The sequence below is a fragment of the Burkholderia sp. PR2 genome (assembly GCF_052372875.1).
Taxonomy (GTDB): domain Bacteria; phylum Pseudomonadota; class Gammaproteobacteria; order Burkholderiales; family Burkholderiaceae; genus Burkholderia; species Burkholderia diffusa.
Genome location: NZ_JBQRWH010000001.1, coordinates 1,783,685 through 1,798,938 on the forward strand (window position 1 = coordinate 1,783,685; position 15,254 = coordinate 1,798,938).

A 15,254-nucleotide genomic window follows, 5' to 3' on the forward strand; every position below is an offset into this window, starting at 1 on the left:
ACTCGCTTCAGGCCGCTCTGCCACCTAACATGTGCACATGCACAAGACCACGCTTACCGATGACGATTGCTTCGCGGTCCGGCAAGCCGCCCGGCGGATCTCGCAGTTCTACGAGCGCTACCTGTCGCGGGCGGGCGTCACGCCGTCGCAGTACAGCATTCTCGCGCTGCTGAGGGAGCGCCCGGGCGTAACGATGGCGATGCTGTCGGCGGTGCTGGTGATCGAGCGCACCGCGCTGTTGCGCGCGCTCAAGCCGCTGGTCGGCGCGGCGCTGGTCACGGGCAGGATCGAGCCGCGTTGCCGCCGCCAGACGTTCGCGCTGACCGCGCAAGGCGAAACGAAGATCGCCGAAGCGCAGGTGCACTGGCTCGCCGCGCAGGAGGCGTTCGAGCAGCGGTTCGGGTCGGCGCAGGCCGCCCGCCTCAGAGACGAATTGTTCCGGATCACGCACAACCTCCCGGAACGCTAACCCCCTCCCCGATCGGCGACGCATCGTCGGTCGCTTCAGTAAGTGCATATACATAGGTGATTCGATGGAAACGACCCAAGCCGCCGCCTCCCGCGAGGCAGCCACAACCGACCGGCCGGCAAGGCAGCAGCGCCGCGTACCGTGGATGCGCATCGCGGTGGCCGCCGTCGTCGTCGCGGTCGCGGCCGCGACGCTCGACTGGCTGTTCGTGCTGCGCTTCCAGGAAAGCACCGACGATGCGTACGTCGGCGGCGACGTCACGGTGCTCGCGCCGAAGGTAAACGGCTTCGTCGACAGGATTCTCGTGACCGACAACCAGCGCGTGAAGGCCGGCGACGTGCTCGTGCAGCTCGATGCGCGCGACTACGATGCGAAGCTCGCGCAGGCGACCGCCGAAGTCGACAGCGCGCGCGCCGCGGTGGCCGAACTCGAAGCGAAGCAACAGCTTCAATACGCCGTGATCGGCCAGCATGCCGCGGACAGGAATGCGTCGTCCGCCGAGCTCACGCGTGCGTCGTCCGACCGTGTGCGCTACCGCGAGCTCGTGAAATCCGATGCGGTGTCGAACCAGATCGTCGAACGCGCGGATGCCGATTATTCGAAGGCGGATGCGGCCGTCGCGCGCAGCGACGCCGCGCTGCTCGCATCGAAGCGGCAGCTGGACGTGCTCGGCGCGCAGCTCACCGATGCGCGGGCCCGCGTGAACACGGCACTCGCTGCGCAACGCGTCGCGGCGCTCAACGTCGAGTACACGACGATCCGCTCGCCCGTCGACGGTTACGTCGGCAACCGCACGGGCCGCGTCGGGATGCTCGCCAACGTCGGCGTGCCGCTGCTGACGGTGGTGCCCGTGTCCGGGCTGTGGATCGACGCGAACTTCAAGGAAGACCAGCTGCGCAAGATGCGCGCCGGCGATCGCGTCGACGTCGCGCTCGACGCGTCGAGCACGCGCCTGCACGGCCGCGTCGACAGCCTGGCGCCCGCGACCGGCGCGACCTTCAGCGTGCTGCCGCCCGAGAACGCGACCGGCAACTTCACGAAGATCGTCCAGCGCGTGCCGGTGCGCGTGCATCTCGATCCGCAGCCGGGCATCGAGCATGTGCTGCGTCCAGGCCTCTCCGCGGTCGTGACCGTGCATACCGACCACGCGAACTGAACGGGAGCCTGCGATGACCACCGCCTTTTCCGGCGACCCCGCGTCGCAACCGACGAAGCAGCGCGTCTTCGCGTTCGCGCTGATGTGCGTCGGCTTCTTCATGGCGACGCTCGACATCCAGATCGTCGCGTCGTCGCTGCGCGACATCGGCGGCGGCCTGTCCGCGAGCCAGGACGAGTTGTCCTGGGTGCAGACGGCCTACCTGATCGCCGAGATCATCGTGATCCCGATGTCGGGCTGGCTGTCGAAGGTGATGTCGACGCGCTGGTTGTTCGTCGCGTCGGCCGTCGGCTTCACGATCACGAGCATGCTGTGCGGGCTCGCGTGGGACATCAACTCGATGATCCTGTTCCGCGGGCTGCAGGGCGCGCTCGGCGCCGCGATGATCCCGACCGTGTTCACGACCGCGTTCGTGCTGTTTCCAGGCAAGCAGCGGCTGATCGCGTCGACGACGATCGGCGCGCTCGCGTCGCTCGCGCCGGCGATCGGGCCGGTGATCGGCGGCTGGATCACCGATCAATGGTCGTGGCACTGGCTGTTCTACCTGAATCTCGTACCGGGCATCGCAGTGGCCGCGCTGGTGCCGCGCTACGTGCACATCGACGAACCCGATCTCAGCCTCATCAAGCGCGGCGACTATCTCGGCATCGCGCTGATGTCGGGCTTCCTCGGCTGCCTCGAATACGTGCTGGAAGAAGGCCCGCGCAAGAACTGGTTCAGCGACGATGCGATCGTCATCTGCGCGTGGATCTCCGGCATCTGCGGCTTCCTGTTCATCGTGCACGCACTGACCGCGGAAGACCCGATCGTCGACCTGCGCGCGCTCGCCGTGCGCAACTTCGGGATCGGCAGCCTGCTGTCGTTCGTGACGGGCATCGGGATATTCGTCACCGTGTTCCTGACACCGCTGTTTCTCGCGCAGGTGCGCGCGTTCAGCTCGCTGCAGATCGGCATCGCGCTGCTGTCGGTCGGTGCGTTCCAGCTGCTCGCGCTCTGCGCGTATGCATTCGCCGCACGCTACCTCAGCATGCGCGTGCTGCTCGTGTTCGGGCTGATCTGCTTCGGCCTCGGCTGCTACCTGTACACGCCGATCACGCATGACTGGGGCTGGCGGGAGCTGCTGCTGCCGCAGGCGCTGCGCGGCATCGGCCAGCAATTCAGCGTGCCGCCGATCGTCACGATGGCACTGGGCTCGCTGCCGCAGTCGCGGCTGAAGTCGGCGAGCGGCCTGTTCAACCTGATGCGCAACCTCGGCGGTGCGATCGGCATCGCGGTGAGCGCGACGATGCTCAACGACCGGCTCAACTTCCACTACCTGCGCCTGAACGAACACGTGAGCGCGGGCGAGCCGCAGGTCGCGTCGCTGCTCGACCGCCAGGCCGCGTACTGGACCTCGGTGGCCGGCAACACGCTCGATACCGCGCAGGCCGGCCTCGCGAACCTGCATCGCCTGATCTATCGCGAAGCGCTGACGCTCACCTACGCGGATGCGTACTACACGCTGTCGCTGTGCTTCGTGGTCGCGCTGCTTGCCGTCGCGTTTTCCCGTCCCATCACCCTGAACGCGCCGCCGCCGGACGCGCACTGAAGCCAAGGTCGTCATCATGAAAAAGCTACTCGTCGCGCTGGCCGTCAGCGCATTCGCCGCGGGGTGTGCGGTGCAGCCCGCGCAGCACCCGGCGCTGCAGGATTCCGCGCAATCGCTCGCGCCCGCCGCGTGGGACACCGACGTGCCGCGTGCGGACATCGACGCCGCCGCATGGTGGGCGCAGTTCAACGACCCCGAGCTCGACCGGCTGATCGCGACCGTGCTCGACGGCAACCTCGATCTGCAGGCCGCGGCCGAACGCGTGAAGCAGGCGCAGGCGCTGACCGTGCAGAAGCGCGCGGTGCTGCTGCCCGAACTCGACGCGACCGCGCGGGCGGCCGACACGCGCCAGAACACGCCGCCGCCGCTCGGCTACGTGCGGCAGGCCGGCGCGGGACTCGCGCTGAGCTGGTCGCCGGACGTGTTCGGCGGCGAACGGCTCGACCTGCTGGCCGCGCAGGCCGAGCTGGTCGGGCAAAAGCACGCGGAAGACGCGATGCGGCTCGCGCTCGCGGCCGATGCGGCCTCGGCCTATGTCGACCTGCGCTGGGCGCAACAGGAGCTGAAGATCCTCCAGGACAACGCGGCGATCCGCCGGCATGCGCTCGAACTCACGCGCAAGCGGCAGGCGTTCGGGCTGTCGACGGAGCTCGACGTCACGCGCGCGCAGAACCAGCTCGATGCGCTCGAAGCGCGGATTCCGCCGACGCGCGCGCAGATCGCGCATCAGCTCAACCTGATCGCCGTGTATTCGGGCCGCACGCCCGAGTCGAACGACCGGATCATGCTCGCGCAGGCCGGCGCGATTCCGGCGCCGCCTGCCGGGTCGCCCGCCACGCTGCCATCGCAGGCGCTGCTGCGCCGGCCGGACGTGCTCACCGCCTACGCACAGGTCGAGCGGCGCGCGGCGCAGGTCGGTGTCGCGAAGGCCGAGCGGTATCCGAAGTTCTCGCTGAACCTGACGGACGGGATTCTGGCCGCGTCGTATCTCGGGTTGCCGACGCTGACCGATAACCTGTTCAGCGCGGCGTTGAGCGCGACGAGCCCGATCTTCAACGCGGGGCGAATCACCGCCGACATCACGCAAAGCGAAAGCCGAATGCGCGAGTCGGAACTCGGGTTGCGGCAGACGATGCTGCAGGCGCTGCGGGAAGTCGAGGATGCGCGTGCGAACCTCGTCAGCAGCGATGAAGCGACGCGGCGCCTCGACAGCGCGCTCTCGGCGTCGGACAAGGCGCTCGGGCTGGCGAACCAGCTCTATAAGGGCGGCGCGACGGATTTTCTGGACGTGCTGTCGGCGCAGGAAGTGTATCTGCGGGATTCGGATGCGCTCAATCAGGTCCGGCGAGAGCATGCGCTGGCGGCGGTCGCGTTGTATCGATCGCTCGGCGGCGGGTGGAGCAGGAACGAGGCGGCGGGTGAACCGCAGGCCGTGGCCGCCGCTGCCACCGCCGCACAGGATTGACCACGGCCGCCGTGCGACGCCGGCGCCGTCGTCCGTGCGCGGGAGGCCGGGCGTGCGGCGCGATCAGCCTGCGTCCGGCCACCGGTATCCGATCACCTCGCTCACCGGATACGCAAGTTCGCGCACCTCTTCGAGCTGATTGCCGCCGAACAGGTGGACACGCTCGTCGTCGTGACGTAGATAGAACCCGACGTGCCCCTTCCAGCTCACGGGGTCGTCGCGCGTCAGAATCGCGACGCAACCGTACACCGGGCGCTCCAGCGGCCGCCCCCATTCGAGCCACGAACGCGCGAGCGCCGACCCCGTGCCGCGGATGCCGGCATGCGTCATGCACCAGTTGACGAACGACGAACACCACGAAATCTTGTCGTCGTAGCCGACGAGGTTCGTGTGGTTGTTGTACTCGACGATGCGCGGATTGATGCTGCCGGGCGGGAAGCGGCGAATGCCCAGCTCGGCCAGTGCGACGGCCATCCACGGCGGATGGCCGGCTTGCGGGTTGCCCTCGGGGTTCGATCGGATCACGACGGTCTCGGGTTCGGTTGCCGGAACGGATCGTGAATCTTCGCACGAATGCGTCGGTATGACAGCGCCGGTTCGGGCCGCCTCGGTTGCGAGGTCGGACGGAATGCGTGACTGCCACACGCGTCTTCGACTCCCTTGCGCTACTCCACCGTCACCGATTTCGCCAGGTTCCTCGGCTTGTCGATATCCGCGCCGCGCAGGCAAGCGGCGTGATACGCGAGCAGCTGAAGCGGCACGACGTGCAGGATCGGCGACAGCAGCCCGTAGTAATCCGGCATTCGCAGCACCGACACGCCTTCGCTGTTATCGATCCGCGTATCGGCATCGGCGAATACGTAAAGCTGCCCGCCCCTCGCCCGCACTTCCTGCATGTTCGACTTGAGCTTCTCGAGCAGCGCGTCGTTCGGCGCAATCGTCGCGACCGGCATTGCGTGCGTCACGAGCGCAAGCGGCCCGTGCTTCAGTTCGCCGGCCGGATACGCTTCCGCGTGAATGTACGAAATCTCCTTCAACTTCAGCGCCCCTTCGAGCGCGATCGGGTAATGCAGCCCGCGCCCGAGGAACAACGCGTTCTCGTGCCGCGAGAACTCCGCGGCCCAGCGCTCGATCTGCTGTTCGAGCGTGAGCACATCCTCGAGCGCGCTCGGCAGCCGTCGCAACTGCGTCGTATAACGTGCGAGTTGCGCATCGTCGACGTAGCCGCGCAGCCGGCCGAGCGTCACCGCGAGTATGAACAGCGCGACGAGCTGCGTCGTGAACGCCTTGGTCGACGCGACGCCGATTTCCGGGCCCGCGCGCGTGAGGAACCGCAGGCCGGTCTGACGCATCATCGCGCTGGTCGGCACGTTGCAGATCGCCAGCGTATCGATGTGGCCGAGCGCCTGTGCAAACTTGAGCGCGGCGAGCGTGTCGGCAGTCTCGCCGGATTGCGACACGCTGACCACCAGCGTATTCGGCAGCGCGAGCGCGTCGCTGTAACGGTATTCGCTCGCGATCTCGACCTGCGCGGGCAGGCGCGCGATCGTCTCGAGCCAGCGGCGCGCGGTCAGGCCGGAATAGTGACTCGTGCCGCACGCGAGAATCAGCACGTTGTCGATCTGTTCGAACGCGCGCGCGGCATCCGGGCCGAATATCGCCGGATCGAACAGCCCCGCATCGGGAATCGTCGCGGCCACGGCCTGAGGTTGCTCGAAAATCTCCTTCTGCATGAAATGCCGGTACGGCCCGAGCTCGACCGCGGCCTGCGCCGACGAGACAGTCTGGATCGGGCGATCGACCGGCGTGCCGCCGCGTTCGAGAATTCGCACACCGCCCGGCGTCAGTTCGACGATGTCGCCTTCCTCGAGAAAGATGAAGCGATCGGTGATGCCGGCGAGCGCGAGCGCGTCGGACGCGAGAAAGCATTCGTCATCCTTCAGGCCGACGACGAGCGGCGATCCCACCCGCGCGCCGATCAGCCGCTCCGGCTCATGCTTGCTGAACACCGCGATCGCGTAGGCGCCGTGCAGCTGCGACGTCGCATCGCGCACGGCGGCGAGCAGATCGCCGCGGTACTTGCTGTGGATCAGATGGGCGACGACCTCCGTATCGGTCTGGCCATCGAACTGATAGTTCTCGTCAGACAGTTGCCTGCGCAACGTTTCATGATTCTCGATGATGCCGTTGTGCACGAGCGCGATTTCGTCGCGCGAGAAGATCGGATGCGCATTGCAGGTCGCGGGCGCGCCATGCGTCGCCCACCGGGTGTGCGCGATGCCGGTGCTGCCGGACAGCCCGGCACTGCGCACGTGTGCGTCGAGATCGGCGACGCGCGACACGCTGCGCTCTCGGCGCGCCTGCCCGTCGACGACAGTCGCCACGCCGCATGAATCGTAGCCGCGATATTCGAGGCGGCGCAAACCTTCAATCAGAATCGGAACGATGTTCCGTTGCGCGACCGCGCCGACGATGCCACACATGACACGTCTCCTTCCCTGTTTCCGTTCATCGACCGTGCGCCGTCGTGTCAGCGCGATCCGGTCACCGTTACCTCCGCCGTCGTGAACCCGCATTTGGCGGGTGCGAGCGGATCGGTCATCCGGCTTTCGAATGCCAGGTACAGCGCCTCCTCCAGTACGTTCCAGTGCGCGCCATGACGGTACGGGCCCGAGCGCGCATACCAGCAGGCGACGGTGCTCCAGTCGTTCATCTTGTAGGCGACCAGCGCGATCAGCCCCCACGGAAAATCGGAGCCGGCGAGTTGCATCCAGGTCTTGCCGTACTTCTGCATCCACTGCGCATAGATCGTCTCGTTCGACTGGTCAGGCACCTGGATGCCGGACAGGATCGGAAAGATCTGCGCGACTTTCGCCGGATAGAAGCTCGTGTCGCTGATCTTCTGCGTGCTCGCGCGAAAGCCGGATTGCGTGCCGCGCCAGAACACCTTGACGATCGCGGACGACAGCCGGTCGGCACGCTGGCTCCACGGCCCCGCATGCACGTAATCGGCGCGGCGCACGTAATACGCGGCGAGTGCCTGGAACGCACTGTGCACCTCGACGTTATCCATCAGCAGCGCGACATGCAGCGACGACGAAATCTGATAGACGCCGCTCGCCTTGTCGAGCAGCGTGTCCAGGTGCGCGCCCGCGCGGTTCAGGCTGAGTTCCCAGGCCGCCGGCATCCCGTCGGGCGGCGCAAAGCGCGCGAGCAGCTCGATCCAGGTCGCCATCATCGCGTCGTCCGCGTCGGCTTCCGCGCACGGGCTGGTCAGTCCGCTCTTCACGCAGAAGCGGTCGAATCCCCCGTCCAGACGCTGGCGTGGCAACACCCATGCGATCCATGCGAGTGCCGCCTGGCGGGCATCCATGCGGGTGTCGGCGGCGGCAAGCAGCGCCTTCGCCGCGAAATATGGATCGATGCCGGCGCCGTTCAGGCGCACTGTGATCGCACCGTCCGGGCGTTGATACAGCCCGTTCAGCTGAAGTTCGGCGGCGCCGACGTGCAGCACGGAGCAGCACGCGGCGACGCAACAGGCAACGCGCCACGCATGGCACTGCCTGACGAAGGCCGCCACGCACGCGCGTGCGGCCGGGAAAAGCGCGGGCCGGTTCATGATGGGGGGGGCTCCTGCGCGGTAGTCCTGCGCAATTCGCCGGGCGCGGCGTTGGCCGCGTCGCGCGCCGGCGAGTGTATCGACGTTGCGGCTCAGTGCACCTTGGCGCTGGTGAACTTGAGGCTGGTGCCGCTATTCGCGGTTACGAGCCAGTACGTCGAGTCGGTGATATTCACGCTGCCGCTACCTTGCGTGATGATCGGTAACGCATACGCAGCCTTCGGCAGCAGCCACGTCATGTTCGTCAGGCTCGTCGGGTGGCTGGCCGAGAATGCCCAGCCGCTGCCCGTGTCGGTGGCCGACCACGTGACGTTCAGGCGCGCCCGGTCGAAGATCGTGATGTCGCTCATCGTGTACCACCGGAACTGCCCCGCGAACTTCAGCGTATTGGCTTGCGTGAAGATCGCGGACAACGTCGACGTATAAGACGACGCGCCGATCGGGTGCGCGTAAATCATCCGGCTGGTATGGTTTGCGGCGACGAAATTCAGCAGGCTCGCGTACCAGTTGTTCACGTCGGATGTCGGCACCCCGTATTGCTGGAATTCTTCAAAGGTCGCGTACTTGCCGAAAGGCGACACCGGATAAGCCCACAGTCCGGGATTCAGTAGCGCACCATTTCTATATGCGCGGGTCGGCGCCGAGCCGGTGTGACCGGTGAAGTAATATCCGTTGAAACCGTTGCTTTCCAGCCAGTTTACGGACCAGGTGGGCGTATTGCCTTCAGGCGCCGCATACTCCACGTCCGGCACGCCGGTCGCGGCCTGGACCGCCTGATGGTTCATCACCAGATACTGCTGGAACGTGCTCTGGTTCGTTTCGCTGGCATACGCCCCCCAGTAGTCGTGAATCCATCCGCCTTGGCTGCCGACGCGATGTCCCTTGTTCACCAGATACTTGAGGAGATTCTGTGCCGTCGGGTTGTTGGCGAGGTTGATGCCATTGCCGTCGCCGAACGTTGCCTCGTCGGGCCCCGCCGTCACCGAAAATGTAAACGGACCGTTGTTCCATACGCCGAGACTCTTCAGGTAAAGCGCCGGTTGGATCTGGTCCTCAGCGCAGAAGTGCCAGTCGAACACGATCCCTCCCACCGCCTTCGGCAGCGGCGATAGCGACGGCAGGTTCAGCATCTGCGTGCCGAAATAATGCAGGTAACCGTGGATCAGCATCCCGTCGGTCTGGCCGTCGAGGTAGGCGAGCGGCAGGTTGACGAACAGCACGCCGCCGTTGCCGTACGGGTTGTAGCCGGACACCAGCCCGAAGTTCGGCGACGTCAGGATCGTCGTGCCCGAATACGTGCCCTGCGTCACGAAGCTCGGATAGGTCAGAAAGCCGTACACGTAGCCGGAGATGCCTTCGAGCGTGTCGGTGGTGGCCAGCGTGGACGCAAGCGCGGTCGACGTCGTGCCGGTCGAGGTGCTCAGCAGCGAACCGGCGCTATACGTGGTGGTCTTCTTCAGCTTGCCGGTCACGGTGCCGGTCAGCTTCGGCAGCGTCTGGGTCAGCAGGCCGCTGCCGGTGGGCGACGTGGTGTACTGGAACCATGCCTGGTGGTTGTAATTGGCGAGGCCGCCCGGGTTCGACGGGCTGGCGGGCAGGAACAGCGCGTTGGTGCCCGACGTCGACGCAGACGTCTTCGACGAGCCGGAGCTGCTCGTCGATGCGAACGACGTCGTGGGGCTGGCGGCCGTGGTCGCCGAAGTCGTCGTCGTCCATGCCATCGACTTGCCGGGGGGCACCTGCAGCGTGCGCAGCCAGCTGCTCATGCCGGTCACGTTGCCGAGGCCGATCATGTTGCCGCCGTATTGGTCATACAACACGTAGTCGACGCCGACCATGTTGCTGAAACGAGACTTCGGGCTCACGTAGAATCCGGCCGAATTCAGTACGCCGAAATCGTAGACGAGCATCACCTTGCCGCCGTTCAGCGCGTAGTTCTGGATCGCCGTCACGAGCGTGTCGTCGGCCGTCGTATGAACCTGGTCCGGCAGGATCAGGCCGGGATACTGCGACAGCGACGACCCGGCGGCCATGAACTGGCTGTCGGTCATCACCGTGATCTGCAACCCTTCCTCCTGCGCGGTATCGAGCCATGCGGACACGCGAGGATCAGGCAGCGTCAGCGTGTCGGGCACCAACAGGAGAAGCTGGTTGGTGGCCGCCCGAACGCCGCCCGGACTGAATGCGAACGCCAGCGCGAACAGCGCGAATAGTATCCGCAAGAACTTGCCTGACTTTGCCAACATGGTGTGCTCCTCGCTCAAGGAATGGGTGGCGCCACAGCAGCGAAGCGCGTGCCGCCAGCTCGGCCCACCTTGCCCGGTAGATGTGTGCGGCTGCCCAGTTCGTCGAACATCGAGAGACGTCGGCCGTCGGCGGCCGGGCCGTCTTCTCCGTTGGAAAGGAATCGATGCGACGCAGGAAGAGAAGCGAACAACGTGCCATTGGCTCCGGAAGCCCTGTCGTGCTCGCTCCGTGCGTCGCGTGCCGTGCGGTGCGGCAAAAAACGCGGCCGATTCGTTTCATCACTGATACGGCGGCGTTTTCACGCGCCATCAGCGCGAATCGTCGGACGGATTCGTCAGCGAGCCGGGCCAGCTCGCGCAGTAGGTGTAGAGCGTGACGAGCAGGCCGATCAGCAGCGGGCCGCCGAGGAGGAAATAGCAGAACGGCAGGAACAGCAACGAGCCATGGTGGATGACGACCGCGTGCAGCAGCATCACGAACGGCAGCGCAAACACGAAGTAGCCGACCACGAGAAGCGATGCGGCGATCTTCTGCAGCGGCGTGAAATCGAGCGGATAGTACAGCGCCGCCATCACCAGCGGAATCAGCGTGATCGCCGCGCCGTGCAGCACGAACATGTCACGCAGATGCAGCATCGGCACATACGGGAACGCGCCCGGTGCGAGCCAGAAATACGCGCAGATCAGCAGCTGCGTGAAGCTCGCGATACGTAACAGATATGCAACGGGCAACCAGTTCGCACGCCGGAAGAACGACGCGCCGAAGCCGATCGCGCATAGCACGGCGGTCACGGCAAGCTGCGTGCCGCTCGGCATTCTCGCGGCGAGATCGATCGACAGCAGCAGTACGCGCGGCGCATCGGGCGGGTAGCCGATCACGATCACGTGCAATGCCGGGTCGATCTCGTGCGCCCCCCACGTCATGACCGCGCGCCAGTAGCGCCACGCGAGCGGCAGACCGAGCCACAGCAACGCATAGAGCGTCGGGGTCAGCAGCACGATCGACATCAGCCAGCGCTGCGGATGCGGGTGGATCCGCAGCGAACGGTCGACGGAAGGACGGACGGGATGCGTCTGCACGGCGTCCGCTCCCGCTACCAGCGATAGAACACGCTCAGCTCGCCGCCGATCCGTGAATAGTAGGGGTTATGGTAGTAGTCGAACTCGACTTGCGTACCCCACTTGCGCGTGAACCAGTAGCGCCATTTCGCGCTCATTTCATGACTGCGGAAATCGGCGATCTGCGAACCGGATCCGGTGACCTGGTACGCCTCGCGCCCGAACCCGCCACGCAGCGTGATCACGCTCTTGCCGACCTCGCCGTAGGTGACCGCGCCGTAGTATTGCGGCGCCTTCACCGACCCCGGCGAATCGACCGTGTAGTTGGTACCCGCCTCGAAGATCCACTTCGGCAGCGCATACCAGATCAGGCCCGCGTGATACAGCTGATCCCTGTGGCCGCTGCGGTTCCATGCATAGCCCGCGCCCAGCGACACGATCAGCGACCGGTTGGACAGCAGCTTGCGGTTGATCGAGAGGTCGACGCGCGCGCTCGGCAGGATCGTCCCGGACGTGGTGCCGGAAAAACCGATGCCGCCGAACCAGTCCGGTCCCAGGTCCTGCACATACGTCAATGCGCCCAGCTGCGTGCTCTCGCCGAAGCGATGCAACTGCGCCAGCTCGCCGAGTATCGTGCGACCACCGTCCTGATAGACGCCGCGCACGTGCACGCCGTACCAGTCGCCATACCCGTGCGTCAGGTGTGCGCTGGACACGCCGAGCGACATCTCGGCATGCCGTTCGCTCGGCGCCTGCACGTGCGCGATCACGGCGTCTGGCAACGGCGGCCGGTTCGTATCGTCAGGCGAGAATTCCGCGAGCGACGTGCCGTCCGGCAGGCCATCGGCGGACACGCGCACGAACGCGGGCGTGTCGAGCATGCGCGGCACGATGACGGGCACGGCGGCGTCGGGCGACTGCGCGGGTGCCGGCGCGCCGGCATCATCCGGCTGCGCCGCGAGCACCGGCAGCGGGCCGACGGCAACGCCGCACAGCACCGCCAGTGCGGCGACCGGTGCGCGCGAGCGGCGACGGCGGGATCGATCGGACATGGAGGTGCTCCTTAACGGGATGCATGGAACCAGCCGCTGCGGCATGCGACGAGGTCGCCGTGCACGCATGCATGGCCGACGACCGAGACGTCGCGCGCACAGGCGCTGACAGGATGACCGGTGACGCCGATGCGCGCGCCGGTCAGACGCAGCAGCCCACCGGCCGACACGACGCCGTCGATGCAGCTGCCGCTGGCGAGCAGCACGTCGTCCCGCGCGAACACCGAGCCGTGCAGGAATGCATGGCGCTCGAGCTCGACGCGATGCGCCTTGACGCTGCCGCGCAGCACGCAGCCGTCACCGAGCACCAGCGTGCCGTCCACGACGAGGTTGCCCTGCACGACCGTATGTGCGGGCAGACGCACGTCGCAGGAGAGCAGGTAGCGGCCGTGCACGTAGCGATGCGGCAGCCTGGAAAAGTGGCGCGTCAGCGAGACCGCACGGCGCGGCGCGACGGCCGTATCGTCGGCCGGTAGCACCGGCACCTTGCCGAAGACGATCGGCTCGCCGTACAGGCACGCGAAGCCGCCGGCACCATGCAGGTATACCGTCCCGCCCACCACGACGCCGCGCAGCACCGCGCTATCGACGTCGATATGCGGCGCGTGTGCGAGCATGCCGATCGTCGCGCCGGCATGAACGTCGATGCGCTGCTCGGCGAACGCATACGTGGCCCGCGCGCCGCGGTCGAGCGTGATCGCGCGATCGGCGTACAGCACGTCCTCGCAATGCTCGTCGTGCACGACGCGGATCTCGTCGTCATGCCGGACCAGGAGCCCGAGCGCGTGCCACGGCGCCGTTGCGGACGAATCGGCCGGCCGCGCACCGCCCACGTGCACGCGCAGCGCATCGCGCCAGCGCGCGGCGAGCAGCGCCTGATCGACGAACGGCCCGTCGCCGATCGGCAGTGCCGCCACGTCGCTGCGCCGGATCAGCTCGTGCAGCAGCGGCAGGAACGGCAGGCTCAGCACGCCTGCCACCGGCACCATCACATTGAAGGTCGTCATCGTTCACCGCCCCGGTTTCAATTGCCGGCGAAAACGCTCGGTCTTGTCCCATTTCAGTTCGCGCCGCAACGCGGCATCGAGCACGAGCCCCCATAGCGCGGAGACCACGGCCGCGATCGTCACGCAAAAACCGACCACGTTGACCGGCACGAGCCGCAGGCGCGTCGCGCGACCGTCGAGCCGCGCGGCGACGACGATCTCGAAGAACACGCCGAAGTTGCCGAAGGTGCTGAACGCGAACAGCGCGAACAACGACACGAGCAGGCCGAGCGCGGTCGAGTTGACGCCATTGAGCAGATAAAGCGTGATCGCGGTGCCCCACGCGATCGCGAGCAGCGCGGGCATCAGGAACACGCCGAGCAGCAGCGCGCCGTCCAGCCGGCAGCGTCGCGAGATCAGCGGATTGCGCAACACCGGACCGAAATAGCGCAGCAGCGTCTGGTTGTGCCCCTTCGCCCAGCGCGTCAGTTGCCGCGCGCGCACTGCCCAGCGCTCGGGCACTTCCTCATAGCATTCGGCGTGATTCAGGTAGACCGTGCGCCAGTCGCTCAGCAGCAGGCGATAGGTCATGTCGGTATCCTCGGCGAGCATGTCGTCGCACCATCCGCCGACCGCATCGAGCGCACCCTTGCGGATGCCGCCGACCGTGCCGCCGTACTGCGGCACCAGGTTCAGGTTGTTGCGCGCCTGCTGGTTGACCTGATAGCCGCCCGCGCGCTCGAGATCGAGCAGCCGCGCGAGCAGGTTGCTGTCGGCGTTCTGCGGCACGACGCGGCCCATTACCGCGCCGACTTCCGGATCGAAGAACGGCGCGACGAGTTCCTTCAACAACCCGGGACGCGGCAGGTAGTCGGCATCGAACACCACCATGATGTCGCCGCGGATGAAGCGCAGCGCGTCCTTCAGCGCGGCCGCCTTGCCCGGCTTGCCGCTCTCGCGGTGAAACGGCTTGATGAGCTCGGGCGCCAGCGCTTGCACCTCGTCGATCAGCGCGCGCGTGTTGTCGGTCGAGCGGTCGTTGACCGGGATGATCGTCAGCCGGTCGTGCGGATAGGTCGTCGCGAGCAGCGCCATCAGGCAATCGACGACGACGGCTTCTTCGTTGTGCGCGGCGACGAACACCGTGAGCCGCGGCCATTCGCCGTGGGTCACCGCCTGATAAGGTGCGTGTTGTGGCTTGAACAGACGGTCGAGACTGAACACGTAATGCCGCGCCGCGTAGACGCAGGTCAGAAGCGTGAACAGCCACAGGTAGGCGACACCGGGGATCAATAGCCAGTCGGGATCGAACGTGACCGGCTCGGTATGGGCTGGCGCCGGTTCGAGCAACGCGTCCGCGTCGGTCGACGCGCGCACCGCGAACGGCGCGGCACCGACATACGCGGTGCTGCGCTCTGCCGCGCCTGCGGCTGGCATGCCGATGCGCACCGCGTCGACGAACGGCCGCGATGCGGTGTCGTGCACGACCTGCGAGCAGGCCAGCACGATCAGCAGCAGGATGCCTTCGACGCAGAGCGACACCGTCCGACGGTTCTTCATGTCCTGGCCCCCGTGCCGGCGACGGCGGCAGCCGAGCGCTTGCGCCCGGGCCGT

At 66.7% G+C, this 15,254-nt stretch carries 12 protein-coding genes; 4 read left to right on the forward strand and 8 right to left on the reverse strand.

Annotation, left to right across the window (positions count from 1 at the left end; genetic code table 11):
• Positions 1 to 37 precede the first annotated feature (37 nt).
• The 4 genes from ACT2FV_RS07780 to ACT2FV_RS07795 all read left to right on the forward strand — a co-directional run bounded on the left by ACT2FV_RS07780 (position 38) and on the right by ACT2FV_RS07795 (position 4,678).
• The gene (locus ACT2FV_RS07780; protein WP_059601511.1) at positions 38 to 469 is read left to right on the forward strand and encodes a MarR family winged helix-turn-helix transcriptional regulator; all 432 of its coding nucleotides are present in this window, start codon (positions 38 to 40) and stop codon (positions 467 to 469) included.
• Between the two features lie 64 nt (positions 470 to 533).
• Positions 534 to 1,625, forward strand: coding sequence for an HlyD family secretion protein (locus tag ACT2FV_RS07785; RefSeq protein ID WP_151048351.1), 1,092 nt, complete (start codon positions 534 to 536; stop codon positions 1,623 to 1,625).
• A gap of 13 nt (positions 1,626 to 1,638) precedes the next feature.
• Positions 1,639 to 3,213, forward strand: coding sequence for a DHA2 family efflux MFS transporter permease subunit (locus tag ACT2FV_RS07790; RefSeq protein ID WP_151048350.1), 1,575 nt, complete (start codon positions 1,639 to 1,641; stop codon positions 3,211 to 3,213).
• Positions 3,214 to 3,229: 16 nt separating this feature from the next.
• Complete coding sequence (locus ACT2FV_RS07795; protein WP_444503569.1) at positions 3,230 to 4,678, forward strand: efflux transporter outer membrane subunit; 1,449 nt, start codon at positions 3,230 to 3,232, stop codon at positions 4,676 to 4,678.
• Between the two features lie 63 nt (positions 4,679 to 4,741).
• Here the strand turns inward: ACT2FV_RS07795 and ACT2FV_RS07800 are convergent, their stop codons facing one another.
• The 8 genes from ACT2FV_RS07800 to ACT2FV_RS07835 all read right to left on the reverse strand — a co-directional run bounded on the left by ACT2FV_RS07800 (position 4,742) and on the right by ACT2FV_RS07835 (position 15,200).
• A complete protein-coding gene (locus ACT2FV_RS07800) occupies positions 4,742 to 5,152 on the reverse strand; it encodes a TIGR02594 family protein (protein WP_175915679.1) in 411 nt (136 codons plus the stop codon).
• 191 nt (positions 5,153 to 5,343) lie between these two features.
• Positions 5,344 to 7,161 carry a glutamine--fructose-6-phosphate transaminase (isomerizing) gene (glmS, locus tag ACT2FV_RS07805; RefSeq protein WP_444503570.1) on the reverse strand — a complete coding sequence of 606 codons (1,818 nt, stop codon included), beginning with the start codon at positions 7,159 to 7,161 and terminating at the stop codon, positions 5,344 to 5,346.
• Positions 7,162 to 7,208: 47 nt separating this feature from the next.
• Positions 7,209 to 8,297 carry a hypothetical protein gene (locus tag ACT2FV_RS07810; RefSeq protein ID WP_151048347.1) on the reverse strand — a complete coding sequence of 363 codons (1,089 nt, stop codon included), beginning with the start codon at positions 8,295 to 8,297 and terminating at the stop codon, positions 7,209 to 7,211.
• Positions 8,298 to 8,389: 92 nt separating this feature from the next.
• Positions 8,390 to 10,543, reverse strand: coding sequence for a hypothetical protein (locus ACT2FV_RS07815; RefSeq protein ID WP_151048346.1), 2,154 nt, complete (start codon positions 10,541 to 10,543; stop codon positions 8,390 to 8,392).
• Positions 10,544 to 10,852: 309 nt separating this feature from the next.
• On the reverse strand, positions 10,853 to 11,623 hold the full coding sequence (locus ACT2FV_RS07820) for a hypothetical protein (protein ID WP_444503571.1): 771 nt from the start codon (positions 11,621 to 11,623) through the stop codon (positions 10,853 to 10,855).
• 14 nt (positions 11,624 to 11,637) lie between these two features.
• On the reverse strand, positions 11,638 to 12,654 hold the full coding sequence (locus ACT2FV_RS07825) for a YaiO family outer membrane beta-barrel protein (protein ID WP_124901360.1): 1,017 nt from the start codon (positions 12,652 to 12,654) through the stop codon (positions 11,638 to 11,640).
• Positions 12,655 to 12,665: 11 nt separating this feature from the next.
• Entirely contained in the window at positions 12,666 to 13,661 is a 996-nt protein-coding gene (locus ACT2FV_RS07830; RefSeq protein WP_226114805.1) for a polymer-forming cytoskeletal protein, read from the reverse strand.
• Between the two features lie 3 nt (positions 13,662 to 13,664).
• Complete coding sequence (locus tag ACT2FV_RS07835) at positions 13,665 to 15,200, reverse strand: glycosyltransferase family 2 protein (RefSeq protein ID WP_151048343.1); 1,536 nt, start codon at positions 15,198 to 15,200, stop codon at positions 13,665 to 13,667.
• Between the last annotated feature and the right edge of the window lie 54 nt (positions 15,201 to 15,254).